The sequence below is a fragment of the Pseudomonas sp. KCJK8993 genome (assembly GCF_046230915.1).
GTDB classification, from domain to species: Bacteria; Pseudomonadota; Gammaproteobacteria; order Pseudomonadales; family Pseudomonadaceae; genus Aquipseudomonas; species Aquipseudomonas piscis.
In genome coordinates this window covers 41,038-66,502 of the sequence record NZ_JBJJLO010000018.1, presented here as the reverse complement: position 1 = coordinate 66,502, position 25,465 = coordinate 41,038, and the positions used below count along the sequence as shown (strand labels likewise).

Here is a 25,465-nt window from a genome sequence, read left to right as displayed (position 1 = left end):
GCCGCAGCGGCCAGTGACAATAGGCGCCACTTTAGTATCCTTGCGAAATTGGCCGTTACCTGCGGCTCATCATATAAGAAGCCCCCATGAGCGAACGAACCACGTCGGCGAGCTGGACCCTGGGAATCGTCAAGGCCCTGGAAATGGATGGCCTGGATTGTCGTGTCCTGTTCGAGCAACTGGGGCTCGACTATGCCGCCCTGGAAGATCCGGACGCGCGTTTCACCCAGGACTCCATGACCCGGCTGTGGCAACGGGCGGTGGAGCTGTCCGGCAACCCGGCGATCGGCTTGAACATGGGCAAGGTGGTGCGCCCGGCGTCCTTCAATGTGGCCGGTTATGCCCTGATGTCGAGCCGGACCCTGGCCGAGGGCTTCCAGCGCCTGGTGCGTTACCAGCGGATCATCGCCGAAAGCGCCGATCTGAGCTTTCGCCTGTTGCCCGAAGGTTATGCGTTGATCCTCACGGTGCATGGCGACCACCTGCCGCCGACCCGGCAGAGCGCCGAGGCGTCCCTGGCCTGCGCCCTGGCCCTGTGCGGCTGGCTCACCGGCCGTGACCTGCGGCCACGCAAGGTGATGTTGCAGGGGCCGCAACCCGAGGACACCCAGCCCTACAAGGACATGTTCCATGCGCCGCTGATGTTCGCCGCGCCCTTCGATGCGCTGATCTTCGAGCGGGCCGACATGGAGAGCACGTTGCCCACTGCCAACGAGGCCATGGCCCAGTTGCACGACCGGTTTGCCGGCGAGTACCTGGCGCGTTTCTCCGAAAGCCGGGTGACCCACAAGGCGCGCCAGGTGCTATGCCGCCTGTTGCCCCAGGGCGAGCCCAAGCGCGAGCGGGTAGCGCAGATCCTGCACCTGTCCCAGCGCACCCTGCAGCGTCGCCTGCAGGAAGAGGGCACCAGCTTCCAGGCGCTGCTCGACGACACGCGCCGGGAACTGGCCGAGCAGTACCTGGCGCAGCCGAACATGACGTTGCTGGAGATCGCCTATCTGTTGGGGTTCGCCGATCCGAGCAACTTCTTCCGGGCCTTCCGTCGCTGGTTCGATGCCACGCCCGGCGAGTACCGGGCGCGGCTGGCGGAGTTGCCGGCCTCGGTCAATGACGCCAGAACGCCGGAATACACAGCACGAACACCGTGATGATCTCCAGGCGCCCCAGGAGCATGCCCAGGGACAGGATCCACTTGGCGGCATCCGGCAGGGTGGAGAAGTTGCCCGCCGGGCCGATGGTTTCCCCAAGGCCTGGGCCCACGCCGGAAACGGTGCTGGCGGCGCCGGTCAGGGCGGTCATCCAGTCCAGGCCCAGCAGCGACAAGGCCAAGGCGATCACGCAGATGGTGATGGCGAAGAAGAACGAAAAAGTCAGGATCGAGCGGACGATTTCCTCGTCCAGGCGATGACCGTTGTACTTCTGCTTGATCACTGCCCGAGGGTGGATCAGCTGGTTGAGGTTGGCCTTGAGCAGGATGTAGGCCACCTGGAAGCGGAAGATCTTGATCCCGCCGGCGGTAGAACCCGAGCAGCCACCGACGAAACCCAGGTAGAAGAACAGCATCAGCGAGAAATTGCCCCAGAGGCTGTAGTCGCCCAGGGCGAATCCGGTGGTAGTGACTACCGAGGTCACGTTCAGCGCCACGTGGCGCAGGGCTTCGAGCCAATGCAGGTTGGTGGTCCACCAGTACCAGGTGCCCAGTACCAGCCAGGTCACCAGCAGCATGGCCAGCAGCCCCTGGACTTGCTGGTCCTTGAGCAGCGCCCGGCGATTGCCACGCAGGGTCGCCACGTACAGGGTGAACGGCAGGCTGCCGAGGATCATCACCAGCACGGCCACCCAGTGCACCGCCGGTTGCTTCCAGTGGGCCAGGGACTCGTCCGAGGTGGAGAAACCGCCGGTGGAGATCGCCGACATGGCGTGGTTGATGGCGTCGAACACATTCATTCCGGCCCACCAGAACGCCAGGCTGCCGATGATGGTGATGCCCAGGTAGGTGGCGACGATCAGCCGGGCCACCATGTGCGAGCGCGGCATGACCTTCTCCGAGCGGTCCGAGGACTCGGTCTGGAACAGGCGCATGCCACCGATGCGCAGCAGCGGCAGGATCGCCACCGCCATACCGATGAAGCCGATGCCTCCCAGCCAGTGCAGCAACGAACGCCAGATCAGGATCCCCGGGGACATGTCGTCCAGCCCGCTGAGCACGGTGGAACCGGTGGCGGTGATGCCCGACATGCTCTCGAAGAACGAGTCGGTGTAGCTGATGTGCTGGGTCAGCAGGAACGGCAGGGCGGCGAAGATGCACACCACCACCCAGCTGGAGACGGTCAGCAGGTACATGTCCCTGGGGCGCAGGTGGACATGCTCGGGTCGCCCCGGCAGAACCAGGGCCAGGCCGGCGATGAAGGTGATCAGGCTGGCCCAGAGGAACGATGGCAAGTCGCCGGTGCGCTCGAAGATCACCAGCGTCACCATGGGCACGACCATGGCGACGGCCAGGGTGATCAGGAAGATGCCGATGATGAAACCAATGATCCTGAGGGTCGGCAACGCCATGTGTTCAGCTCGGGCTGGGAGAGAAAGGCGCTCATTCTACCTGCGAGGCAGGGCATGTAAACCAGGCACCCGGTCAGCGGATACCGCTAGAATAGCCGGACATTTTTTCCAAGGAGGTGGCCGATGGAGGCTCTCGACGCTTTGCTCAACCGTGTTTCCGTGCCCCGCCTGGTCGAGCCTGCTCCCAATGCGCAGCAGCGTGAGGCGCTGTTCGCCGCCGCCCTGCGAGCCCCCGATCATGGGCAATTGCGGCCCTGGCGGTTCCTGACGGTGGAGGGCGAGGCGCGCGACAGACTGGGCGAGTTGCTGGTCGAGGCGGTGCAACTGCAGGGCGGCGAAGTGACTCAGGCTGCAGTGGACAAGGCCCGGGCCATGCCGCTGCGCGCGCCCCTGGTGGTCGTGGTGGTCGCCCGCTTGCAAGAGCACTTCAAGGTACCCCGCAGCGAGCAATTGCTGGCTGCGGGTTGTGCGGCCCATGGCATCCTGCTGGCGGCCTACGCCCAGGGCATCGGCGCCGTGTGGCGTACCGGCGAGTTGTCCTACTCGCCCCATGTGGCCAAGGGCCTGGGCCTGGCCGAAGGGGAAGAAGTCATCGCTTTCCTGTATCTGGGGACGCCACTGAACGAGCCGCGGATCGCGCCGAAAGTCGATACCCGCGAGTTCGTCAGCGCCTGGACCGCCAAGGCCTGACCGGCTCCGGCGATCTCGCGTTACTAGCGGGCAAGTACGTCGTCACCGGCCCCGGTGGCGGCGACTTGCCCGTCGTGCATTCAGGCCTGGACCACGGCACCGGGAACCAGCGGCAGTTCCAGGGTGGCGATGAAACCGCCCTGGGCATGGTTGTTAAGAAGCAGGCTGCCGCCGTGGCGTTCTGCCGCGCGGCGCGCGATGGCCAGGCCCAGGCCATGCCCGGCGGCGCTTTGCCCGGGGGCACGGAAGAACGGCTCGCCCAGCTGGGCCAGGTACTCCTCGGGCGCCCCGGGGCCATGGTCGCGCACGCTGACCAGGATTCGGTCGCCCTGGCGCCGGGCCTGGACCTCGATCGGTTGCCCGGCCGGGTTGAAGCGCTGGGCATTGCGCAGCAGGTTGTCCAGGGCCCGTTCGAGCAGGGTAGGCCAGCCACGTATTTGCAGTTGGGGCTGGGCCTCGATCTGTACCCGTTGCTCGGAGCAAGCCAGCTGTGCGTCTTTCTGCAAGGCCAGGAGCAGGGCATTGAGGTCCACCTGCTCGGCACTGGCGTTGTCGGCATCGACCCGGGCCAGGACCAGGATCTCGCTGATCAAGGCCTCCAGGCGATCGCATTCACGGGTCAGTCGCGGCCAGAGCTGTTCGCGTTCCTGGGGGGCGGCCCGTTCCGCCAGCGCCAGGGCGATGCGCAGGCGTGCCAGGGGCGAGCGCAGTTCATGGGATACGTCGTGCAGCAGTTGGCGCTGGCTGCCGATCAGCCCTTGCAGGCGCGAGCCCATGCGGTTGAAGTCCCGGGCCAGTACGCCGAATTCGTCACGGCGGTTGGCCAGCCGGGCCAGGCTGTTCTGCTGGTAGGTGGTCTGGCCCAGGTCATGCACCGCGCCGCGCAGGCGGCTCAGGGGGCGGGTGATCGATAGCGTCACCAGCAGGCTGAACAGGGTCAGCACCACCAGGGCGATAACCAGGGCGCTGAGCGGCCAGGTGAGGCTGTCGCGATGCCAGGCGTTCAGTTCCGGGTGGGGAATGCGGTAGATGAACAGGTAGGTGTCGTCGCTTCGCGGGCTGGTGTATTCGACCGTCAGGCGGCGCCAGGGCAGGCGTCGGTCATCGTTGTTCTGGCGTGCCTCGAGGGCGGCCGCGCGGGGTGGGAAGGTGCCGCGCACCACCGGGTCGCCGCTCTCGTTGAGCACCTGGACGTCGATGTGATACTGGCGCTTGCGCTGCCGGAGGATTTCCTGGGCGGCGTCTTCGCCTTGTTCCTCGTAGGTCTGCGTCCATTGCTCGGCAAGGCTGTTGAGGCCCGGGTGGCGGCTGAGGATCCAGGCGTCCTGGTTGAGTATGTGGCCCAGCAGGATCGACAGCCCGGCAACCAGGGTGATGGCCAGCCAGAAGCTGGCCAGGACACGCCAGAACAATGAACGCACGAAGACTCCTTGAATGCACGAAGCCCAGTGGCGGGGCCACTGGGCTGGGGAGGGACGCTAGCGCATTATTGCGCTTTTTGCGGCTGTTGCGCTTTCCAGGCCTCGAACTGGGCCCATTCGGCGCGGCGCTCTTCCTCTTTCTTGAGGTTGGCGTCGAACTGCTTCTGTTGTTCTGGCTTGAGCAGGGCGCGGATATCGGCCTGGGTCTTCTGGTGCCTGGCGGCCAGCTCGTCCTTCATGGCCTTCTGGTCGGCCGGGGAAAGTTTCTCCAGGTACTTCTCCACGAGCGCCTTGCGTTCGTGCATTTGCTCGCCCATCAGCTTGTCGATCTGCTGGCGCTGTTCGCGGCTCAGGTCCAGCTGGCTCCAGGGGCCTTTGCCACGCATGTGCTCGCTGTGCCGTGGACCATCCATCGGGCCCATGGGGCCGTTGCCTTCAGGCATGGCCAGGGCCACGGTCGGCAGGGCGGCGGCGAACATCAGGGCGATCAGGGTCTTGCGCATGGTGTGTCTCCTTGTCTCATTCCCGGTCGGTTCCGGATGAGTGCAGGTTACGCACCTCAAGGTCAGCGGCGGTCAGCTGAGGGTAAAGCTTGAGTAAAGACGCAAGGCCGGCGCGCTGACAAAACCGCCGTTGGTGATGTTGTCGCTTGTTCCAGAGCGGCTACGGTCAAGTGGCTAGAGGCTGTAGTAGTAGCCGCGGCTGCGCAGGGCGACGATCCGGGGGCGGCCGTCGGGGTGGGGGCCGATCTTCTTGCGCAGGTTGCTCACGTGCATGTCCAGGCTGCGGTCGTACAGGGTCAGCTTGCGGCCCAGGGCGATCTGCGCCAGTTCCTGCTTGTCCAGGGGGTCGCCCGGTTGCTTGAGCAATGCTTCGAGCAGGCGGCTTTCGGAAACCGTCAGGCTGATGTCCTGGCCGTCGAGGGTGACCACTCCGCGTACCGGGCTGAAGCACAGGTCGCCCAGCTCCAACTGGCTGGAGGTCGCTACGGGGTGGCTGCGGCGCAGCACGGCACGCAGGCGGGCGGTGAGTTCGCGAGGGTCGCAGGGCTTGGCCAGGTAGTCGTCGGCGCCCAGTTCCAGGCCGAGGATACGGTCCAGGGGTTCGCCACGGGCCGAGAGCATCAGCACCGGCAGTTCCGGATGGTCGTTGCGCAGTTGCTTGAGCAGCTCCAGGCCGCTGCCATCGGGCAGCATCACGTCCAGCACCACGGCTGCCGGTGTGTTGTCGGCCAGGGCCCGGCGGGCGCTGAGGCCGTCATGGCAGGCGCGAACCTGGAAGCCTTCCTGGCTCAGCCAACTGCTCAGGAGCTCGCACAGCTCCTGGTCATCATCAATCAGTAACAGGTCGCTCATGAATCACTCAATTTAGCCATTGTCGACGTCGGCGGTGCCCACCACTGGCAAAGATACCGCAGAGCAGGGCGATGAGGGCCACGCCGCCGCCGGTGATGAACCATTGTTGCTGTTCGGTCAAAAGGCGCGGCGCCGGGTTGGCCTGGGCCTCCTTGAGTTGCAGCTTGAGGCGCTGGTTCTCCTGGCGCAAGCGGGCCAGTTGTGGGCTTTCCCGTTCGGCGTCGGCACTTTGCAGCTGTTTGCTCAATTCCTCGCGCTGGCGCTCGCTTTCCTTCAAGCGTTGCTGCAGCTCGGTGATCTGGCTACCGGCGCTCAGGGACAGCGGCGTCGAGTAGCCGCCTTCCTGGGGTTCCTCGGCGAGTGCCGGGGACCCGATCGACAACATGACCAACAACAGGCACAACGGACCTTGGCGCATCGAAACTCCTGATTCCAATCGGATGTTGGGCAGGTTGTCGGCCGTCAAACGAGAATAATGAGCGATTGAGAACGCGATGAACCGCTAAGGTTCACCGCGTGGGAGGGAGGGTTACGGCATGGATTGCTTGAAGGGCTTGACCAGAACGTTGCCATAGACGCCAGCGGTCACGAACGGATCGGCCTCGGCCCAGGCCTGGGCGGCGGCCAGGGAGTCGAACTGGGCAACGATCAGGCTGCCGGTGAAGCCCGCGGCGCCCGGATCTTCGCTGTCCACCGCTGGATGCGGGCCGGCCAGCACCACCCGTCCCTCGGCCTGGAGCTGCTTCAGGCGCTCCAGGTGCGCCGGGCGCGCGGCCTGGCGTTTTTCCAGGGAGTTGGCGACGTCTGTGGCAATAATTGCGTAAAGCATGTCAGTCCTCGGTTTTCGGAGTGGTGGAGTCGGTGTCATGCAGGTGGCGCGACAGGTAGATACCCTGGCCCACCAGGAACAGTACGGTCATGCCCAGGCTGCCGAATACCTTGAAGTCGACCCAGATGCTCTGGAAGGTGAAGGCGACGAACAGGTTGGCCGCGCCACAGAACAGGAAGAACGCGATCCAGGCGATGTTCAGGCGGGTCCAGACGGCGTCCGGCAGGCTCAGGGCGTGGCCCATGATGCGCTTGATCAGCAGCTTGTCGCCGATGAAGTGGCTGCCGATGAAGGCCAGGGCGAACAGCCAGTTGACCACCGGGGCTTTCCACTTGAGGAAGGTTTCGCTGTGGAAGGCCAGGGTCAGGCTGCCGAACACCAGGCAGGCGATGAGGGTCAGCCACTGGCTTTTCTCCAGCTTGCGCTGGGAGACGAACAGCGCACCATAGACCACCAGGGAGCTGACGATCAGCACCGCCGTGGCGCTGTAGATGCCGCCCAGGGTGACTTGGTGACCGGCGAGGTCGACGACGCGAGGGTCGATTTTGTAGACGATGAAGAACAGGAACAGCGGGATGAAGTCGATGAATTGTTTCACAGTGGCAGCCAGAAGCAGGATGTGTCGGCATAATAACAAACATCCCAGGTAGCGAAAGCGCCAGCTGATTCGAGGTTTTACCGTCCCGTGAACATTGATTTGCACTGCCATAGCACGGCCTCCGACGGCGCCCTGGCGCCCGCGGCGGTGGTGGCCCGGGCGCATGAGAAAGGTGTGCGAATCCTGTCCCTGACCGACCACGATACCGTCGAGGGCCTGGCCGAGGCGCGCGCCGCCGCCCGGGAGCTGGGCATGCAGTTGGTCAACGGTGTCGAGCTGTCCTGCACGTGGGGCGGTGCAACCATTCACGTATTGGGGTATGGCTTCGACGTCGAGGCCCAGGCGCTGGTGCAGGCCATCGGCAAGCTGCATGAAGGACGCTGGCTGCGAGCCGAGGAAATCAGCCGCAAGTTGGCCCTCAAGGGCATGCCGGGAGCCCTGGAGGGCGCCCGGGCGATCCAGCAGGAGCTGGGCGACAGCGGCAATGCCCCGGCGCGCCCGCATTTCGCCGACTATCTAGTGCGTGCGGGTTTCGTCAAGGATCGTGCCGAGGCATTTCGCAAATGGCTCGGCGCCGGCAAGCTGGGGGACGTCAAGCAGCACTGGCCGACCCTGGAGGAAACCGTCGCCACCCTGCGCGAGGCGGGCGCCTGGGTCAGCCTGGCCCATCCCTGGCACTACGATTTCACCCGCAGCAAGCGTCGCCGCCTGATTGCCGACTATATTCAAGCCGGTGGCCACGCCATCGAGGTGGTCAATGGTCACCAACCCGCGGAGCAAGTGGGCAGCCTGTCCATCCTTGCCCGTGAATTCGGACTGCTGGTCAGCGCCGGCAGTGATTTTCATGGCCCGGGGGGCTGGTCCGAGATCGGTGAGTACCGCCCGGTTCCCGAGGACCTGCCGCCACTTTGGTGTCGGTTCAAGCATGAGCCAATTATTGCCGCCTGAGCAGGTAGAGACAGTGAGTCAATTTTTCCAGATCCACCCGGAAAACCCCCAGCCACGCCTGATCAAGCAGGCCGTGGAGATCATTCGCGGCGGCGGTGTGGTGATCTACCCCACGGATTCGTCCTACGCCGTTGCCTGCCAGATGGGCGACAAGGGCGCGATCGAGCGGGTCCGGCGCCTGCGGCAATTGGACGACAAGCACAACTTTGCGCTGATCTGCAGCGATCTCTCGCAACTGGGGCTGTTCGCCAAGATCGATACCGGCACCTTCCGCCTGCTCAAGGCCCATGTGCCCGGGCCCTACACTTTCATCCTCAATGCCACCCGTGAGGTGCCGCGCCTGCTCCTGCATCCCAAGCGCCGCACCATCGGCCTGCGGGTGCCGAGCAATCCCATCGCCCTGGCGTTGCTGGCCGAACTGGGCGAGCCGCTGATGAGCGTCAGCCTGATCATGCCCGGCGATACCGAGGCCTTGAGCGACCCGCATGAGATGCGCCAGTTGCTGGAGCACCAGGTGGACCTGATCATCGACGGCGGTTTCGGCAGCACCGAACCCTCCACGGTGATCAGCCTCGCCGATGGCGAGCCGCAAGTGATCCGCGTCGGTTGCGGCGATCCAGCGCCCTTCATGGCCGAGGCCTAGATGTCCGCAGTGGAAACCGTCGACGAGCAGGCCGGCGCCCAGCAGGAGCTGCCATTCGCCATGGTCTACGGCCAGGCGGTCATGGAAATGCCCCTGGACCTGTACATCCCGCCCGATGCCCTGGAGGTCTTCCTCGAAGCCTTCGAGGGCCCGCTGGACTTGCTGCTGTACCTGATTCGCAAGCAGAACATCGACATCCTCGATATCCCGGTGGCGGAGATCACCCGCCAGTACATGGGCTACGTGGAGTTGATGCAGTCGGTGCGCCTGGAGCTGGCGGCCGAGTACCTGGTGATGGCGGCCATGCTGGCCGAGATCAAGTCGCGCATGCTCTTGCCGCGTTCGGCCGAGATCGAGGAAGAAGAGCAGGACCCCCGGGCCGAGCTGATCCGTCGCCTGCAGGAGTACGAGCGCTTCAAGGCCGCCGCCGAAGGCATCGACGAGTTGAGCCGGGTCGGTCGCGAGGTGCTGGTGCCCAAGCTCGATGCGCCCCAGGCCCAGGTGCGCAAGCTGTTACCGGACGTGGCGCTGGAAGAGGTGCTGATGTCCATGGCCGAGGTCTTGCGCCGAGGCGACATGTTCGAAAGCCACCAGGTCAGCCGCGAGGCCCTGTCCACCCGGGAACGCATGAGCGATGTGCTGGAGCGCCTCAAGGGCGGCGGTTTCGTGCCCTTCGTCGAGCTGTTCAGCGCCGATGAAGGGCGCCTGGGGGTGGTGGTGACCTTCATGGCGATCCTCGAACTGGTCAAGGAGTCCCTGGTCGAGCTGGTGCAGAACGAGCCCTTTGCGGCCATCCACGTACGGGCGCGAGCCGAATAACGAGCTTAAATCATGAACCTGAATGAACCCCGCGAGCTGGCCTCCCTGCTCGAAGCCTTCCTGTTGGCCTCGGGAAAGCCCCAGTCCCTGGAGCGCCTCTACGAACTGTTCGAGGAGGCCGAGCGGCCTGGCCCGGCGGTCTTCAAGAAGGCCCTGGCGTTATTGGGCAAATCCTGCGAGGGGCGTGCCTTCGAGCTCAAGGAAGTAGCCTCCGGCTATCGCCTGCAGATCCGCGAGAAGTTCGCTCCCTGGGTCGGCCGTCTCTGGGAGGAGCGGCCCCAGCGCTATTCCCGTGCGTTGCTGGAAACCATGGCGCTGATCGCCTACCGCCAGCCCATCACCCGTGGCGAGATCGAGGATGTGCGCGGCGTGGCGGTCAACAGCAACATCGTCAAGACCCTGATCGAGCGCGAGTGGATTCGAGTGGTGGGGTATCGCGACGTGCCCGGCAAGCCGGCCATGTTCGCCACCACCAAGGCCTTTCTCGATCACTTCAACCTCAAGAGCCTCGACGAGCTGCCGCCGCTGGCCGAACTGCGCGAGATGGAGGCCGAGCCGGTGCTGGAGTTCGACGATGCGCCGGTGCCCGAGCATCTGCAACAACTGGCCGACGCCAGCGCCGAGCCCGAGCCGCCCAAGGAGGAAACCAGCTTCCATACCTTGTTGCTGGAGCTGGACTCCATGGAAGAAGGGCTCAAGACCGATTTCGACGATCTGCACCGTGACGACCCCGAACAGGACGAGCTTCACGAGGCGCAGGAGCCCAGTGCAACCGTTGCTGGCGAGCCGCCTGAACCTGCCAGCGGCGAGCCGTTGGAGCCTCTGGCGGACTTCCCGGCGGACGAGTCGCCCGAGGCGCCGGGGGACGATGTGCTGGGTGTCGCCGAGGCCCGGGCCAAGCTGTTGGCCGCCGTGGCGTCCCTGGAACCGCATCTGAGCGAGGAAGAAGCCGAGGCCCAGGCCCTGGCCGAGGCGATCGAGCAAGAGCGGCGCCTGCTGGAGGATTGACACGCGGCCGCCGGCCAGCGGAAAAGCGCCACGATGGCCGATGATCGACTAGTCTGTGATGCGCAACCGCCGCCATCAGCGTATGATTCGCCACCTTTTGGCGAGCCCATTGCCATAGAACCTGTTTCCATGCCTTCAGGCGGCTCGGCCTGAAGCGCCACACCGGGAGGTGCCCAGATGAGCGACAAAGACCAGAACGACCAGGAAATCCGTCCAGCCGGCGAGAAACTGCAGAAAGTCCTCGCCCGCATCGGCGTCGGCTCGCGCCGCGACGTCGAGGCCTGGATCAGCCAGGGCCGGATCAAGGTCAACGGCGTGGAGGCCACCCTGGGCCTGCGTGTCGACCTGCACGATGCCATTTCCATCGATGGCAAGGTGGTCAAGCGCGAAGAGGCCGCCGAGTCGGTGCGCCGCGTGATCATGTACAACAAGCCCGACGGCGAGATCTGCACCCGCGACGACCCGGAAGGCCGCCCCACCGTATTCGACAAGTTGCCACGCCCGCGCGAAGGCCGCTGGATCAATATCGGCCGCCTCGACATCAACACCACCGGCCTGCTGATGTTCACCACCGACGGCGAGTTGGCCAACCGCCTGATGCACCCTTCCTTCGAGATGGACCGCGAGTACGCGGTACGTGTGCGTGGCGAGGTGGATGACCAGATGATCGAGCGCCTCAAGGCGGGCGTCATGCTCGAAGACGGTCCGGCCAAGTTCACCGATATCCAGCAAGCTCCCGGCGGCGAAGGTTTCAACCACTGGTACCACTGCGTGGTGATGGAAGGTCGCAACCGTGAAGTGCGCCGCCTGTGGGAATCCCAGGGCCTGGTGGTCAGCCGCCTGAAGCGCGTGCGTTTCGGCCCGGTGTTCCTCAACTCCGACCTGCCCATGGGCCGCTGGCGCGAAATGAGCCAGTACGAAGTCGATGTGCTCAGCGCCGAAGTCGGCCTGGCGCCGGTGGCGATGCCGCAGCTCAATGCCAAGTCCAAGGACCGCCTGGAACGCATGCAGCGCAAATCCTCGCGGCCGATGGCCAAGGGCGAGCGTGTGCGCACCCTGCGCCCGGCCAATGGTGCCCCGGTCGCCCCGCGAGCCCCGCGCGAGCCGCAACTGGAAGCCGAACGCCCTGGCCGCAAGCCGGCTGGCCGCCAGGATGGCGAGCGCGCTCCACGGACCCCGCGCCCGGCAGCGAGCCGTGGAACCCCGGTAGCCGAACGTCCGGCGGATACCAAGCGCCCTGCGCCGAAATCCAAGCGCCCAAGCCCGGGCCTGGACCAGGATGCACCGTCGGGCAAGCGCCGTGGCGCTCCGGCCGGTAGCGGCCAGCGTCCGGGCTTCGGTCGACGCAAGCCGGAATAAGCCCCTCCTGGGATGAAACAACGCCAACCTTCGGGTTGGCGTTTTTTTTGCCGGCCATCCTGGCCGGGCTAGAAGGCGAACCGGCCGTCGAATACCGGCTTGCGGTCCGCTGCCAGTACCCCGGAGCTGAAGATCAGGTCCAGATGGTGGCTACCCTTGGCGCCCCCGCCCAGCCCCAGATGCAGCCCGCAATGGCGTTCTTCGAAGCCGGAGTTGCGTCCGTAGAGCGACTTGATGCCTTCATTGGTGCCGATGCCCAGTTCCTCGATGCGCCGGTTCGACGGGTTGGCATCCAGGTACTTGTTGAAGTCGTTGACCAGGCCGGGCACCTGGCTCGCTACCTGGCGGATGCTCGAGTTCTCGATCCACAGCTCCAGCGGCACCTGCAGGACCCCGTATTTGCGGGCGAAGGGAATGGTACTGAGGAAGGTGCCGAGGAACTTCACATGGCCATTGATTTCGTCGCTGTGGGTAGCGATCTCGCCCGGCGCCAGGTCGTAGTTGCCCACGCCGTTGATATCGGTCCACTTCTTCACCGTGTGCAGTGGCGCCTCGAAGTACGACCCCAGGGGATCGCTGAAGCTCAGGGTGCTGGCCTGGGACAGGCGGCGGATCAGGGTTGCGTTGAGGTCGGCGATGCGCTGGGGCTCGACGCTGAAGGTGTCGTAGAAGTACTCGCCGTAGTCCTTGAACAGCAAGGATTTCTTCCAGTGCTCGGCCATCAGCCCATGGAGCGGGCGGAGGAATTCCGGACCGTCGGGGCGCGGCTGGGGCAGGGTCGAGGAATCGTAGAAAAAAATGTACAGGTCGCATTCGGTGATGGCCCGGACGAGGTTCTCGGCCGGCTCCAGGTCCAGGCGCAGGGCACTGATGGTCAGCGGCGTGGCCTGGCGGGCTTGTTCGATGATGGCCAGGGTCATGGCCTGGTACTCGGCGGTATGGCCGATCAGCACCTGGGCGGTTGCCAGGCCGTCGAGGGCCGGGTGCCGTTCCAGGTAGTACAGGAAATGACGGATGGCGCGAGTCTGGTCCATAAAACCTCCCTGTAGGACAAAGATGACCGGAACAGGCAGGGCCTGCCCCGGTCCGCGGGCGTCTTACATCGGCCACATGGCGGTGCCGAATGGCACCACGGCATCGGCTTGCATCATTTCCACGGCCGCATCGTGGGTTGCAGCTTCGAACCAGTCGTCCAGTTGCAGTTCGGTTTCCAGCTCTTGTTCCAGTGCTTGCATGGTGCTTCTCCTGAATGACATTGCGCTTGGCAGTCCATTGGCGGAACGGATCGACAGCCGTGAACGGAGGGTTGCCGAAGCCGCCCATTCGTTCCTCGAGCTTGCCGGGTGACTGAGCCGGCAAGTGGCTGGAAACCTAGACCAGGGTGTTTTGAAGTGCAAAAAAATAATTAGAATATTTTTTTATGAACTTTATTTTCTATTTTGGTTGGGGAAATTCACCTCATAAAACAGAATCCTAGGCAGCTTCTGCGAGCTGGGGCACGCTAGCGTCAATTTGCAGGCGGTCCAGGCCTGGTAGCGGAATGGCAAATCTACGTTACGGCGTGTAAAGGCATGTTTACGAAATATGGCGCTTTGCCCCGTGGATGGACGCTCGTTTTTTATCTGTAAGGAAAATTTTCCGCAGGACCGCTCGCCATCGGCTGCCAAAGGCTCTGGCCCGCTTGTTCCAGGCCGTCCGGGCAGGTGAGATGTACACCTGCCTGCGTACAGGTGCATAACAAGAAGGAGGCGCAATGAACGCCGTAACCGACTTCCATCGATCCCCTTCGAAGAGCGTCGACCGTCGCTTTTCCATCGACGACCCCACTCGGTCCGTCTCATTTTTCGCCGCCGATGCCGAGCATCGAGCAGGCCACGCAAGATCCCGGTTACCGGCACGCTGATACAGCGATGTCTGGCGGCAGGGGGGCAGGGGTGTACAATGCCCGGCGTTTTAACTGTGACCCCACTGCGTACCCGCGCATTTTGCGTCTGGACAGCGGTTTCCAGCCTGCCTGCATAGCCCTGGAAACACCTGCACAGAACCAATAACTCAAGGTTATCCACCTTGTTCATTCCGTCGCGTCACGAGCGCGATGGGTTCGATTTAGTCACAGATAAAAACAAACAGGTGACGCATGACCGTTAAAAAAACGCTGAACTTCTGGTGCTTGCGCTGGGGTTTGATCCGCGCCGCTTAAGCCTTCACCGGGCGGCAACGTCTGCAAATATCATCAAACCTTGCGTGAGAAAGTTTTTATGAGTGGACAAAACTCGCAGTCAGGCGAGCTGAAACGCGGCCTGAAAAATCGCCATATCCAATTGATCGCCCTGGGTGGCGCAATCGGTACCGGTTTGTTCCTGGGGTCGGCCGGGGTGCTCAAGTCCGCCGGCCCGGCGATGATCCTCGGCTACGCCATTTGCGGCTTCATCGCCTTCATGATCATGCGCCAACTGGGCGAGATGATCGTCGAGGAGCCGGTAGCCGGCTCTTTCAGCCACTTCGCCCACAAATACTGGGGCGGCTTCGCCGGTTTCCTCTCGGGCTGGAACTGCTGGATCCTGTATATCCTGGTGGGCATGTCGGAGCTGACTGCGGTCGGCAAGTACATCCACTACTGGTGGCCGGACGTCCCGACCTGGGCCTCGGCGGCCGCGTTCTTCGTACTGATCAACGCCATCAACCTGGCCAACGTCAAGGTCTTCGGCGAAGCCGAGTTCTGGTTCGCCATCATCAAGGTGGCGGCGATCGTCGGCATGATCGCCCTGGGCAGCTACCTGCTGGTCAGCGGTCATGGCGGCCCGCAGGCGTCGGTGAGCAACCTGTGGTCCCATGGCGGCTTCTTTCCCAATGGTGTCAGCGGCCTGGTCATGGCCATGGCGATCATCATGTTCTCCTTCGGTGGCCTGGAGATGCTCGGTTTCACAGCGGCCGAGGCCGACAAGCCGAAGACCGTGATCCCCAAGGCGATCAACCAGGTGATCTATCGCATCCTGATCTTCTACATCGGTGCCCTGGTGGTGCTGCTGTCGCTGACTCCCTGGGACACCCTGCTGACTACCCTCAACGCTTCCGGCGATGCCTATAGCGGCAGCCCGTTCGTCCAGGTGTTCTCGATGCTGGGTAGCAACACCGCGGCGCACATCCTCAACTTCGTGGTCCTGACCGCGGCGCTGTCGGTGTACAACAGCGGCACCTATTGCAACAGCCGCATGCTGCTGGGCATGGCCGAGCAGGGCGATGCCCCGCGGGGCCTGGCCAAGATCGACAAGCGCGGCGTGCCGGTGCGTTCGATCCTCGCCTCGGCGGTGGTGACCTTCGTCGCGGTGGTGCTCAACTACCTGATCCCGCAGCATGCCCTGGAGCTGCTGATGTCCTTGGTGGTGGCGACCCTGGTGATCAACTGGGCGATGATCAGCTACTCGCACTTCAAGTTCCGCCAGCACATGGACCGCACTGGCCAGACCTCGCTGTTCAAGGCCCTGTGGTACCCCTATGGCAACTACATCTGCCTGGCGTTCGTGGTGTTCATCCTGGGCATCATGCTGATGATCCCCGGCATCCAGGTTTCGGTGTACGCGATTCCGGTGTGGCTGGTCTTCATGTGGGTCTGCTACAGCATCAAGAACAAGCGTGCCGCCCAGCAGCCGCTGCAGGCCGCCGGCTCCGTGCTGAAATAAGCGCGCTCGCTGCCTCGACAGACCCGGCTTCGGCCGGGTTTGTCATTTCTGGCCCTGGCGTAATGGCAGGGGAATGGGCGTATCCTGTGGGCCGCTAAAAAGGATTGCTGTTCCATGCTGGTGATTTCCAACAACGTGCATCTGCCCGATGCCGAGATCGAGCTGACCGCCATTCGCGCCCAGGGCGCCGGTGGGCAGAACGTCAACAAGGTCTCCAGCGCCGTGCACCTGCGCTTCGACATTCGCGCCTCATCCCTGCCGCCTTTCTACCAGGAACGCCTGTTGGCGCTGCGTGACAGCCGGATCACCAGCGATGGGGTGGTGATTCTCAAGGCCCAGCAATACCGCACCCAGGAGCAGAACCGCGCCGATGCACTGTTGCGCCTGGTGGAGTTGATCCAGGGCGCCGTCAAGGTGCAGAAGAAGCGCCGCCCGACCAAGCCGACCCTGGGTTCGCAGAAGCGTCGCCTGGAAGGCAAGGCCAAGCGGGGCAGCATCAAGGCCGGGCGCGGCAAGGTGGATTTCTAGGTCGCGCTACGGTCCTGGCGCTGTCGTGGTGCCTGGCGATACAGGTACAGGCTCAGCAGCAGCCCGCTGCAAGAGGCCAGGGCGGCGAACAGGAAGATCGAGGCGAAGCCTGCGCTGGCGGCGATCGCCCCGGCCAGCGGCCCGGTGATGCCCAGCGACAGGTCGACGAACAGCGAATAGGCCCCTACCGCCGCGCCTCGGCTGGAGGCGGGCACCAGGTTCACCGCCTCGACGCCCAGGGCCGGGAATACCAGGGAAAACCCGAAACCGCTCAGCGCCGCGCCGGCCAGGGCCCAGTGGGCGTCGCTGGCCAGCCACAGCAGCAACAGTCCCAGGGTCTCCACCGACAGGCAGGCGATCGCCACGCGAAAGCCGCCGAGACGATTGATCAGGTTGCCGAACAGCAGTCGCGCACCGATGAAGCTGGCGCCGAACAGGCTCAGGGCCAGCACCGCGTTGGACCAGTCACGGGTGGCGTAGTAGAGGGTGATGAAGGTGGCGATGGTGCCGAAGCCGATGGAGCCCAGGGCCAGCCCGCAGCCGTGGGGGAAGACCTTGCCCAGCACGTGGATGAATGGCAGGCGTTCACCGGCGACGATGGGCGCGGCGAGCTTGGGCCAGGCCAGCAGCAGGCCCAGCACGGCCAGCAGGATGATGCCCGCGCCCATGCTCCACAGTCCCAGGCGGTCGACCAGCATCACGCCCAGGGGCGCGCCGATGGCCAGCGCGCCGTAGCTGGCGATGCCATTCCAGGAGATTACCTTGGCGGTATTCTGCGCCCCGACGCGGCCGATGCCCCAGCCGATGGAGCCCGAGCCCACCAGGCTTTCCGCGCTGCCCAGTACCAGGCGCCCCAGCAGCAGGCTGGCCAGGCTCAGCACCGGCCATGCTTGCAGCCAGGCCGAAGCCAGCATGAACACGCCGCTCAGGCCGCAGCCCGCCAGGCCGTACATCACCGCGCGCTTGCTGCCCTGGTTGTCGATGATGCGCCCGGCGTAAGGGCGGCTGAGGAGGGTGGCCAGGTATTGCACGCTGATCACCAGGCCGGCGATCACCGCGCCGAAGCCCAGGTCGCTATGGACGTAGCCGGGAAGCACCGCCAGGGGTATGCCGATATTCAGGTAGCCGATGAAGGTGAACAGGACGATGGAAACGACTTGCAGCGTGACCGCCAAGGGGCGCTGGGTATCTGGCATGGGAAGGGGTCCGCTACTGCAGCTAGATAGATAGGCTGCTCATGATACCGGTGTGAGGGCGGGGGCAGGGGAAGAAATCGATGTGCCCCATGGGCTCGAGTACAGGCTCAGGTGTCCTGGTTGTCCAGCAGGCGGGTGGTGACCAGGGCGGCAAGGGCGTTTTCCCGGGTGCCGAAACGAGCCAGCAGGGCGGCCTGTTTCTCCGGGGCGAGGCGGTTCCACATCTCGATCATCTGCTGCGTGGCGCCAATCAGTACGTTGGCCTGGGTTTCGTCGAAGGTGTTGGTCATCGAGGGCTCGGGAGAGGATTCAGGCGGTGTGGAAAGCGCTTGAGTAGCGCTTTCCACACGGTCTGGCTAGAGCTTCTTCACTCTTCGCGGTCAGCCTTGCGGCTGTCGGCGGCTTCTTTCGCAGCAGGCTGTTCGGCACTGGTTTGCGGCGGGGTTGTCTGCTCAGTTTCGTGCAGGCTCGGGAAGGGGAGATTCGGGATCTCGTGCATATCGTTGCTCCTCGCAAAGTCTGTTTTTTAAATCGCTGGGTAGGTCCGCGCTTTTAAAAAAGCCTGGGCAGGATACAGCACTGGAAATGACAAAAAGATTTTTATCGCACTTTTCAGGATGAAAGGCGGTTCATCGAGGACCGATCGCCGACGAGGAGGCGCCAGGGGCCATCCTCGCCGGCAAGCCCTTGGCTAGATGACCCGGGCGATGGCTTCGGCCAGCTGATCCAGGCGGCTGGCGTCGATCCCGGCCACGTTGGCCCGGCCCGAGCTGACCATGTACACGCTGTGGTGTTCACGCAGTTCCTGGACCTGGGCGGGGCTCAGGCCGGTGTAGGAGAACATCCCGCGTTGTACGCCGATATGGGCGAAGCGCTCGGCCAGGCCATAGGGCTGCAGGGCTTCCACCAGGCCGGCACGCAGTTGCGCGATGCGCAGGCGCATGGCTTCCACTTCGTCGCTCCAGAGGCTCTTGAGCTGCGCATCGCCGAGGATGGTCGCTACCACGGCGGCGCCGTGGTCCGGTGGCGTGGACCACAGGTTGCGGGCGATGTGCGCCAGTTGGCTGCGTACGTCCAGCAGTTTCTCGGCATCCTGGGTGCAGACGATCAGGGCGCCGGTGCGGTCGCGATACAGGCCGAAGTTCTTCGAGCAGGAGCTGGTGATCAGCAGTTCCGGCAGCTGGGCGGCGAACAGCCGGACGGCCCAGGCATCCTGCTCCAGGCCATCACCGAAGCCCTGGTAGGCGAAGTCGATCAGCGGCAGCAGTTTGCGGCTGCGCACCACCTCCAGCACCCGTTGCCAGTCGGCCTGGCTCAGGTCGAAGCCGGTGGGGTTGTGGCAACAGGCGTGCAGCAGCACCACGTCGCCTTCCGGCACCTGGTTCAGGGTCGCCAGCATGGCTTCGACGTCCAGGCGGTTGTCACTGCCCACGTAGGGGTAGTGGCTGACCTTGATCCCGGCCGCGGCGAAGATGGTCTCGTGGATCGGCCAGGTCGGATCGCTCAGCCACACGCCACGGCCCGGTAGGCAGTGGGCGATGAAGTCGGCGCTCAGGCGCAGGGCACCGGTACCGCCTGGGGTCTGGGTAGCCCCGGCGCGTTGCTGGGCGATGAGCGGCGAAGCGCTGCCCAGCACCAGTTCATTGATCACCTTGCCGAAGGCCGCGTCGCCGTGGCCACCGATGTAGATCTTGGTGTCCTGGCTTTCCAGCAGGCGCTGTTCGGCCAGTTTTACCGAGCGCGGGATCGGCGTCAGGCCCTGGGCGTCCTTGTAGACCCCCACGCCCAGGTCGAACTTGCGCGGGTTGGGGTCGCTGGCGTAGGCCCCCATCAGGCCGAGAATCGGGTCGCCAGGCACACGACCGATGGCGTCGAAATGCATTACTTGCGTCCTTCTGCGGTCTTGGCCACTTCGTCGGTGCGGGCGGCCATGATGAAGTCGTTGCGGTGCAGGCCCTTGATGGAGTGGCTCCACCAGGTCACGGTCACCTTGCCCCATTCGGTCAGCAGGCCCGGGTGATGGCCTTCGGCCTCGGAGATCTCGCCCATGGCGTTGGTGAAGGCCAGGGCGAACTTGAAGTTCTTGAACAGGAAGACTTTTTCCAGCTGCATCACGCCGTCGCGAACTTCGATGTTCCAGTCAGGGATCTGCTTGATCAGCACCGGCAGTTCTTCGTCGCTGACCTGGGGGGCATCGGCGCGGCAGGCTTCGCAATGGGCTTGGTTCAGAGCGGTCATGGTGTATTCCCGAAATCGATTCTTGTTGGGGCAGGCTGGGGAAAACTGCTGCGCTGGGCAATCTCTTCCGGGTATCGGCGAAAAATGTCGGTCCGACGTGGCCGGGCCGCCATTTGTCACCTGTCCCAGGCGGGATTGCCTGCGCTCGTGAGATTTCGCGCAGCCCGTGGACGTTACTATCTTTCGCAGCGGCTCGCGAGTGCGGGCCGCTCAGGCCGCCTTGGGTTTTGGCGGAAACTTGGGTGCGTGCAGGCCCAGCTGCATGCCTTGGTGGACCAGGGCCATGATGTCTTCATGGGCCAGGTCGAACAGGCGCTTGAGCTCGGGCAGGACGAAGTAGATCGGCTGCAGGATGTCGATGCGATACGGCGTGCGCATGGCTTCCAGCGGGTCGAAGGCCTGGTGCTCCGGCTCTTCGGAGAGGCTGTAGACGGTTTCCTTGGGCGAAGACAGGATGCCGCCGCCATAGATGCGCCGGCCGGCTGGGGTCTCCACCAGGCCGAACTCGATGGTCATCCAGTACAGGCGGGCCAGGTATACCCGTTCTTCCTTGGTGGCTTGCAAGCCGAGCTTGCCGTAGGTGTGGGTGAACTCGGCGAACCAGGGGTTGGTCAGCAGCGGGCAGTGGCCGAAGATCTCGTGGAAAATGTCCGGTTCTTGCAGGTAGTCCAGTTCTTCGCGGGTGCGGATGAAGGTCGCCACTGGGAAGCGCTTGCTGGCCAGCAGTTCGAAAAAGGTCTGGAAGGGAATCAGCGCCGGGACCCGGGCCACTTGCCAGCCGGTGGTTTCGCCCAGGACCTTGTTGATTTCGCCGAGCTGCGGAATGCGATCGTGGGGCAGACCCAGCTTCTCGATGCCATCCACGTACTCCTGGCATGCACGGCCCTCGATCACTTTCAACTGGCGAGTGATCAGGGTGTTCCACACCGCGTGTTCTTCGGGTGGATAGTCGATAAAACCTTGCGCGTCGGGCTCGCGGGCCACGTACTGCGTCTGCTTCATGCTGCTCTCCTGCCAGGGGATGCGTTCTTGTTATGAATGACCCCAGTGATACGCCAGGGTGCGATGCTTTGCAGCAGCTGGCGGTGGTTGTAAGGACGCCTTTGAGTGACTTTTCTGTAAAATTTTCGTTACGAAATTGGCGCAAGCCCTGCACCACTGGGGATGAACGATTTGAAAATAGCGGAAGCTGTCACATAATCTTGACGATTATCTGCGGCCTCCAGCAGAAACTTTGCTGGTCATGACGCCAAAAGCGTCGTCAGTCGGCGTTTATGCCCCCTATATTTCCTTTCGGGCCTTTATTCCATGCGCATCAAAGTTCACTGCCAGAACCGCATCGGCATCCTGCGGGACATCCTCAACCTGCTGGTGGAGTACGGCATCAACGTTGCCCGGGGCGAGGTGGGGGGGGAGCATGGCAACGCCATCTACCTGCACTGCCCGAACCTGATCAACCTGCAGTTCCAGGCCCTGCGGCCCAAGTTCGAATCCATCACCGGGGTGTTCGGGGTCAAGCGCGTCGGCTTGATGCCCAGCGAGCGCCGGCACATGGAGCTCAACGCGCTGCTGGGGGCCCTGGACTTTCCTGTGCTGTCCATCGATATGGGCGGTTCCATCGTCGCCGCCAACCGTGCCGCCGCCCAATTGCTGGGGGTGCGGGTCGACGAGGTGCCGGGCATTCCGCTGTCGCGCTATGCCGAGGATTTCGACCTGCCGGAGTTGGTGCGGGCCAACAAGTCGCGGATCAACGGGTTGCGGGTCAAGGTCAAGGGTGACGTATTCCTGGCGGATATCGCACCCTTGCAGTCCGAGCATGACGATAGCGAGGCCATGGCTGGCGCGGTGCTGACCCTGCATCGCGCGGACCGGGTCGGCGAGCGTATCTACAACGTACGCAAGCAGGAACTACGTGGCTTCGACAGTATCTTCCAGAGCTCCAAGGTGATGGCGGCGGTGGTGCGCGAGGCGCGGCGCATGGCGCCCCTGGACGCACCACTATTGATCGAAGGGGAAACTGGCACCGGCAAGGAGCTGCTGGCCCGCGCCTGTCATTTGGCCAGCCCGCGCGGCCAGTCGCCGTTGATGGCGTTGAACTGCGCCGGGCTACCCGAGTCAATGGCCGAAACCGAACTGTTCGGTTACGGCCCCGGGGCGTTCGAAGGCGCCCGGGCGGAAGGCAAGCTGGGCCTGCTGGAGTTGACGGCGGGCGGCACCCTGTTCCTCGATGGCGTGGGGGAAATGAGCCCGCGGCTGCAGGTCAAGTTGCTGCGCTTTTTGCAGGACGGCTGTTTCCGCCGGGTCGGCAGCGACGAAGAGGTGTACCTGGATGTGCGGGTGATTTGCGCCACCCAGCTGGATCTGTCCGAGCTCTGTGCCCGGGGCGAGTTCCGCCAGGATCTCTACCACCGGCTCAATGTGCTGTCCCTGCACATTCCGCCGCTGCGCGAGTGCCTGGATGGCCTCGCGCCCCTGGTGGAGCATTTTCTCGACCAGGCCAGTCGGCAGATCGGCTGCCCCTTGCCGCAGCTGGCCCCGGCAGCCATGGAGCGGCTTAGCCACTACCATTGGCCGGGCAACGTCCGGCAGTTGGAAAACGTGCTGTTCCAGGCGGTGTCGTTGTGCGATGGCGGCATGGTCAAGGCCGAGCATATCCGCTTGCCGGACTATGGTGCGCGCCAACCCCTTGGCGAGTTTTCCCTGGAAGGCGGGCTGGAGCAGATCGTCGGGCGCTTCGAGAAAGCCGTGCTCGAAAGCCTCTATGCCGAATTTCCCAGCAGCCGCCAGTTGGGCAAGCGCCTGGGGGTGTCCCATACCACCATCGCCAACAAGCTGCGCCAGTACGAGGTCGGCAAGGAGTCCCAGGAATGAAAAAGCCCCGCTGCAGCGGGGCTTTTTCATGGGGCGGGTCGGGCTTCAGATGTGGAAGTAGCCGACGCAGGAGTCGAACGGCAGGCGCTTGAGTTCGATCTTGTTCATGTCGAACACTTCGCGCAGGGCCTTGGTTTCACCCGGGAAGTTGCGATAGGCGACTTCGTCGAGAACCACGATGGCGCCCTTGGGCATGTAGGGCAGGAACGTCTCCAGGGCGACCTTGGTCGGCTCGTACAGGTCGGTGTCGAGGATCAGCATGGCCACCACCAGGTCTGGACGCGACTTGACGAATTCCGGCGCGGTCTTGCAGATGTCGCCCTTGACCAGTTCGCAGCGGGGAATGCGGTTGACCGGGCGCAGCAGGTCGTTGGCGTCGATCATGTCCTGGATCAGCGATTGGTCGGTGTCGGAGAACATGGTTTCGTTGATGTCGGCCGGGTCTTCATCCTTGTTGATGCTGGTGAAGCCTTCGAAAGTGTCGAAGCCGACGATGGAGCGGTTGATCGCATAGGGCTCGAGGATCATCGACAGGTGCATGTAGAGCATCAGCGAGTTGCCCTTGTACACGCCGCACTCGATGATCGCGCCGGGGACATCCATGACTTTCTTGAACAGTTCCATGCGCGACAATGCCGCAGTGACGTTGATGCGGTTGGCGAACACGAACGGCGCGTCGGCGACGTATTCGGCGTCGACCCGTTTGAGCACCCCGGCACGGGTGGCGTTGTATTCGGCTTCGGCAGGGGTGAGGCGACGTTTGGTCATGGATGCAATCCTTGGAAATTCGAGAAGTCGTGGGCGTGGAAATAGTCTTTGAAGCCGGAGCCGACGTCTGGGCAGGCGCTGTCGACGTTGGGGGCTCCGCGATTGTGTTTCAGGTCGTCCAGGTGCATCAGGCGGAAATCCACGCTGAAGCGCGTGCGATCGGTGTGGTTGGCGACGGTGCCGTGCAGGTGCGAGCCGGAGAAGACCAGCATCTCGCCGCAGTTGCCGGCGATACGGATCTCCGATGAGGCATCGATCTCACCCAGGGGGACGGGGTGGACCCGTACTTCCTCGGTCAGGTTGTCCTTGGCCTTGTGGCGCTGGTTGCTGATCCAGTCCTTTAGGCTCCAGTCCTTGGAGGTGTTGGGGACCGGCTTATCGAAATAGCTCGGGTTGATCATCATGGTCTGGTCCGGGGTGATGCTGTAGACCGGCATCCAGGTGTTGATCTGGCAGTCGACGCTGCCGTACCAGCTGTCACGATGGGGTTTGTAGGCGTAGCTGACGCCGGCGTGCAGGTAGTCGTAGTTGGGCACGACACGCAGGCGTGGCACGTCGAAGATGTACTCGTGCGGATCGAGGCCGACTTCGTGGATGAAGCCGAGGATCAATTCCTTGACGCGCTGGCTATTGGTGAACTGGCCCTTGAGGCGTGTGACCCGGGTGACGAATTCTTCCACCGGCATCAGGGTGTGCAGGGCCTGGTGATTCTTTTCGCCGTCGAAGGCCGCGGTGATGTTTTCCTTGGCGAATTCGCATAGTTCCTTGGCGGTAGCCAGTTGGGTATCCAGGAAAATGTCTCCTGAATAGATGGCTTCCTTGAAGTCAGCTTTCTTTCTCAGCTGATTGAGGTGCAGGTTCAAAGCGGTTCTCCTTGGCGGTCACTGGCTAGAGTGTCGGCCACCCCTGCGCAAACTGAAGTCGCAATGGCCGGACGCTGTCCCTAGCAAGATCCGTTCTCAAAGCCCCGCGGCCATGGAATTGTCCGAGGCGCGACCCGGACTTGCCGGTAGCGGCATAAGTCCGCCGTTTTTTCGTCTCTGGGTTCCTCCTTGAAATCAACTGACTTGCGCCAAAGTCCCGCCTGGCATGGTGTGTGCTGGCGAAAATGAAAGTTGGTGCAGAAATTGCTTAGGCCATGCCCAGTACAGCGGCGGGCGGCAAACGTCCGGCAGATGAGGAACGACAGTGGACAAGTACCTTTATGTGGCGATGACCGGCGCCAGCCAGAACGCCCTGGCGCAAAAGGCCCATGCCAACAATTTGGCGAACATCTCCACCAACGGTTTTCAGCGGGACCTGGAGCAGGCTCGTGCGATGCCGGTGTTTGGTGACAGTTTTCCGGCGCGGGCGTTTGCCATGAGCGAGCGCCCGGCGACGGATTTCTCCCAGGGTTCGCTGGTCGAGACCGGTCGTGACCTGGACGTGGCCGTCAGCGGCCGGGGCTGGATCGCCGTGCAGAGTCCCGACGGCAGCGAAAGCTATGTGCGCACCGGCAGCTTGAATGTCGACGCCCTGGGGGTTCTGCGTGCCGGCAACGGCATGCCGGTGATGGGTAACGGTGGTCCTATCGCCGTGCCGCCCGAGCAGAAGATCGAAGTCGGCCAGGATGGCACCATCACCATCCGTGCCATGGGCGAAGGTCCGCGGGTGCTGGCCGAGGTCGACCGCATCAAGCTGGTCAACCCCGATACCCGCAACCTGGCCAAAGGCCTGGATGGCTCGATCAAGACCAAGGACGGCCAGCCCGCCGCGGCCGATGCCAGCGTGCAGTTGGTCTCGGGTTTCCTCGAGTCGAGCAACGTCAATGCGGTGGAAGAAATGACCGCGGTGCTGGCCCTGTCCCGGCAGTTCGAGTTGCACGTCAAGATGATGAACAGCGCCAAAGAAGACGACCAGGCCATGGCTCGGGTCTTGCAGATCAGCTAATTACCAGTACCTAGCGCCGTAAAACA

The 25,465-nt window shown here is 63.6% G+C and carries 28 protein-coding genes; 11 read left to right on the top strand and 17 right to left on the bottom strand.

Annotated features, from left to right (window positions below; genetic code table 11):
- The first annotated feature begins 86 nt into the window (after nt 1–86).
- Entirely contained in the window at nt 87–1,148 is a 1,062-nt protein-coding gene (locus tag ACK6AU_RS08880; protein ID WP_185701928.1) for an AraC family transcriptional regulator, read from the top strand.
- Here ACK6AU_RS08880 and ACK6AU_RS08875 read toward each other — a convergent pair.
- Entirely contained in the window at nt 1,105–2,559 is a 1,455-nt protein-coding gene (locus ACK6AU_RS08875) for a TrkH family potassium uptake protein (protein ID WP_409298868.1), read from the bottom strand. The genes ACK6AU_RS08880 and ACK6AU_RS08875 overlap by 44 nt on opposite strands.
- Before the next feature lie 123 nt (nt 2,560–2,682).
- Between ACK6AU_RS08875 and ACK6AU_RS08870 the strand changes: the two genes are divergently transcribed.
- Nucleotides 2,683–3,249 carry an NAD(P)H nitroreductase gene (locus ACK6AU_RS08870; RefSeq protein ID WP_409298866.1) on the top strand — a complete coding sequence of 189 codons (567 nt, stop codon included), beginning with the start codon at nt 2,683–2,685 and terminating at the stop codon, nt 3,247–3,249.
- A gap of 80 nt (nt 3,250–3,329) precedes the next feature.
- Here the strand turns inward: ACK6AU_RS08870 and ACK6AU_RS08865 are convergent, their stop codons facing one another.
- From ACK6AU_RS08865 to ACK6AU_RS08840, 6 genes are all read right to left on the bottom strand, one after another.
- Nucleotides 3,330–4,670: an ATP-binding protein gene (locus ACK6AU_RS08865; RefSeq protein WP_409298864.1), complete on the bottom strand. Its 1,341-nt coding sequence runs from the start codon at nt 4,668–4,670 to the stop codon at nt 3,330–3,332.
- A gap of 65 nt (nt 4,671–4,735) precedes the next feature.
- Nucleotides 4,736–5,173 (bottom strand): Spy/CpxP family protein refolding chaperone, encoded by a 438-nt coding sequence (locus tag ACK6AU_RS08860; RefSeq protein ID WP_409298862.1) that lies wholly within the window; start codon nt 5,171–5,173, stop codon nt 4,736–4,738.
- Nucleotides 5,174–5,347: 174 nt separating this feature from the next.
- On the bottom strand, nt 5,348–6,025 hold the full coding sequence (locus ACK6AU_RS08855; protein WP_409298860.1) for a response regulator transcription factor: 678 nt from the start codon (nt 6,023–6,025) through the stop codon (nt 5,348–5,350).
- A 7-nt stretch (nt 6,026–6,032) separates the two neighbouring features.
- Nucleotides 6,033–6,443, bottom strand: coding sequence for a translation initiation factor 2 (locus ACK6AU_RS08850; RefSeq protein WP_185701934.1), 411 nt, complete (start codon nt 6,441–6,443; stop codon nt 6,033–6,035).
- Between the two features lie 111 nt (nt 6,444–6,554).
- On the bottom strand, nt 6,555–6,854 hold the full coding sequence (locus ACK6AU_RS08845) for a YciI family protein (RefSeq protein WP_022642992.1): 300 nt from the start codon (nt 6,852–6,854) through the stop codon (nt 6,555–6,557).
- 1 nt (nt 6,855) lies between these two features.
- On the bottom strand, nt 6,856–7,452 hold the full coding sequence (locus ACK6AU_RS08840; protein WP_185701935.1) for a septation protein A: 597 nt from the start codon (nt 7,450–7,452) through the stop codon (nt 6,856–6,858).
- An 87-nt stretch (nt 7,453–7,539) separates the two neighbouring features.
- Here ACK6AU_RS08840 and ACK6AU_RS08835 point away from each other — a divergent pair, with 87 nt between their 5' ends.
- From ACK6AU_RS08835 to rluB, 5 genes are all read left to right on the top strand, one after another.
- On the top strand, nt 7,540–8,400 hold the full coding sequence (locus ACK6AU_RS08835) for a PHP domain-containing protein (RefSeq protein ID WP_185701936.1): 861 nt from the start codon (nt 7,540–7,542) through the stop codon (nt 8,398–8,400).
- Nucleotides 8,401–8,413: 13 nt separating this feature from the next.
- On the top strand, nt 8,414–9,043 hold the full coding sequence (locus ACK6AU_RS08830; protein WP_185701937.1) for an L-threonylcarbamoyladenylate synthase: 630 nt from the start codon (nt 8,414–8,416) through the stop codon (nt 9,041–9,043).
- A 120-nt stretch (nt 9,044–9,163) separates the two neighbouring features.
- Nucleotides 9,164–9,862 carry a ScpA family protein gene (locus ACK6AU_RS08825; RefSeq protein WP_185701948.1) on the top strand — a complete coding sequence of 233 codons (699 nt, stop codon included), beginning with the start codon at nt 9,164–9,166 and terminating at the stop codon, nt 9,860–9,862.
- 12 nt (nt 9,863–9,874) lie between these two features.
- Nucleotides 9,875–10,870: an SMC-Scp complex subunit ScpB gene (scpB, locus tag ACK6AU_RS08820; protein ID WP_409298856.1), complete on the top strand. Its 996-nt coding sequence runs from the start codon at nt 9,875–9,877 to the stop codon at nt 10,868–10,870.
- Nucleotides 10,871–11,047: 177 nt separating this feature from the next.
- Nucleotides 11,048–12,229, top strand: coding sequence for a 23S rRNA pseudouridine(2605) synthase RluB (gene rluB, locus ACK6AU_RS08815; protein ID WP_185701939.1), 1,182 nt, complete (start codon nt 11,048–11,050; stop codon nt 12,227–12,229).
- A 68-nt stretch (nt 12,230–12,297) separates the two neighbouring features.
- Here rluB and ACK6AU_RS08810 read toward each other — a convergent pair whose 3' ends face one another.
- Together ACK6AU_RS08810 and ACK6AU_RS08805 are read right to left on the bottom strand one after the other, a co-directional pair.
- The gene (locus ACK6AU_RS08810; RefSeq protein ID WP_185701940.1) at nt 12,298–13,263 is read right to left on the bottom strand and encodes a leucyl aminopeptidase; all 966 of its coding nucleotides are present in this window, start codon (nt 13,261–13,263) and stop codon (nt 12,298–12,300) included.
- Nucleotides 13,264–13,326: 63 nt separating this feature from the next.
- Nucleotides 13,327–13,464, bottom strand: coding sequence for a hypothetical protein (locus ACK6AU_RS08805; protein ID WP_022643000.1), 138 nt, complete (start codon nt 13,462–13,464; stop codon nt 13,327–13,329).
- Nucleotides 13,465–14,487: 1,023 nt separating this feature from the next.
- Between ACK6AU_RS08805 and ACK6AU_RS08800 the strand changes: the two genes are divergently transcribed.
- Complete coding sequence (locus ACK6AU_RS08800) at nt 14,488–15,909, top strand: amino acid permease (protein WP_409298853.1); 1,422 nt, start codon at nt 14,488–14,490, stop codon at nt 15,907–15,909.
- 114 nt (nt 15,910–16,023) lie between these two features.
- A complete protein-coding gene (arfB, locus tag ACK6AU_RS08795) occupies nt 16,024–16,437 on the top strand; it encodes an alternative ribosome rescue aminoacyl-tRNA hydrolase ArfB (RefSeq protein ID WP_185701942.1) in 414 nt (137 codons plus the stop codon).
- On the opposite strand, the gene ACK6AU_RS08790 is transcribed toward arfB, so the two are convergent.
- From ACK6AU_RS08790 to phhA, 6 genes are all read right to left on the bottom strand, one after another.
- On the bottom strand, nt 16,434–17,633 hold the full coding sequence (locus tag ACK6AU_RS08790; protein ID WP_409298850.1) for an MFS transporter: 1,200 nt from the start codon (nt 17,631–17,633) through the stop codon (nt 16,434–16,436). The genes arfB and ACK6AU_RS08790 overlap by 4 nt on opposite strands.
- A gap of 107 nt (nt 17,634–17,740) precedes the next feature.
- Nucleotides 17,741–17,923, bottom strand: a complete 183-nt coding sequence (locus ACK6AU_RS08785; RefSeq protein ID WP_185701944.1) for a hypothetical protein — start codon at nt 17,921–17,923, stop codon at nt 17,741–17,743.
- A 77-nt stretch (nt 17,924–18,000) separates the two neighbouring features.
- Nucleotides 18,001–18,132 carry a hypothetical protein gene (locus tag ACK6AU_RS08780; RefSeq protein ID WP_260498120.1) on the bottom strand — a complete coding sequence of 44 codons (132 nt, stop codon included), beginning with the start codon at nt 18,130–18,132 and terminating at the stop codon, nt 18,001–18,003.
- Nucleotides 18,133–18,324: 192 nt separating this feature from the next.
- On the bottom strand, nt 18,325–19,515 hold the full coding sequence (locus ACK6AU_RS08775) for an amino acid aminotransferase (protein ID WP_185701945.1): 1,191 nt from the start codon (nt 19,513–19,515) through the stop codon (nt 18,325–18,327).
- A complete protein-coding gene (locus tag ACK6AU_RS08770; protein ID WP_007930096.1) occupies nt 19,515–19,871 on the bottom strand; it encodes a 4a-hydroxytetrahydrobiopterin dehydratase in 357 nt (118 codons plus the stop codon). The genes ACK6AU_RS08775 and ACK6AU_RS08770 overlap by 1 nt, the downstream gene beginning before the upstream one ends.
- A 210-nt stretch (nt 19,872–20,081) precedes the next feature.
- Entirely contained in the window at nt 20,082–20,873 is a 792-nt protein-coding gene (gene phhA / locus ACK6AU_RS08765) for a phenylalanine 4-monooxygenase (RefSeq protein WP_185701946.1), read from the bottom strand.
- A 306-nt stretch (nt 20,874–21,179) separates the two neighbouring features.
- On the opposite strand from phhA, the gene ACK6AU_RS08760 reads away from it, so the two are divergent.
- Nucleotides 21,180–22,742 carry a sigma-54-dependent transcriptional regulator gene (locus ACK6AU_RS08760; protein WP_185701947.1) on the top strand — a complete coding sequence of 521 codons (1,563 nt, stop codon included), beginning with the start codon at nt 21,180–21,182 and terminating at the stop codon, nt 22,740–22,742.
- 45 nt (nt 22,743–22,787) lie between these two features.
- Here the strand turns inward: ACK6AU_RS08760 and ACK6AU_RS08755 are convergent, their stop codons facing one another.
- Nucleotides 22,788–23,510: a TylF/MycF/NovP-related O-methyltransferase gene (locus ACK6AU_RS08755; protein WP_103324857.1), complete on the bottom strand. Its 723-nt coding sequence runs from the start codon at nt 23,508–23,510 to the stop codon at nt 22,788–22,790.
- The gene (locus ACK6AU_RS08750) at nt 23,507–24,373 is read right to left on the bottom strand and encodes a hypothetical protein (protein WP_409298846.1); all 867 of its coding nucleotides are present in this window, start codon (nt 24,371–24,373) and stop codon (nt 23,507–23,509) included. The genes ACK6AU_RS08755 and ACK6AU_RS08750 overlap by 4 nt, the downstream gene beginning before the upstream one ends.
- Nucleotides 24,374–24,698: 325 nt before the next feature.
- Here ACK6AU_RS08750 and ACK6AU_RS08745 point away from each other — a divergent pair, with 325 nt between their 5' ends.
- A complete protein-coding gene (locus ACK6AU_RS08745; RefSeq protein ID WP_185700741.1) occupies nt 24,699–25,439 on the top strand; it encodes a flagellar basal body rod protein FlgF in 741 nt (246 codons plus the stop codon).
- Nucleotides 25,440–25,465 lie beyond the last annotated feature (26 nt).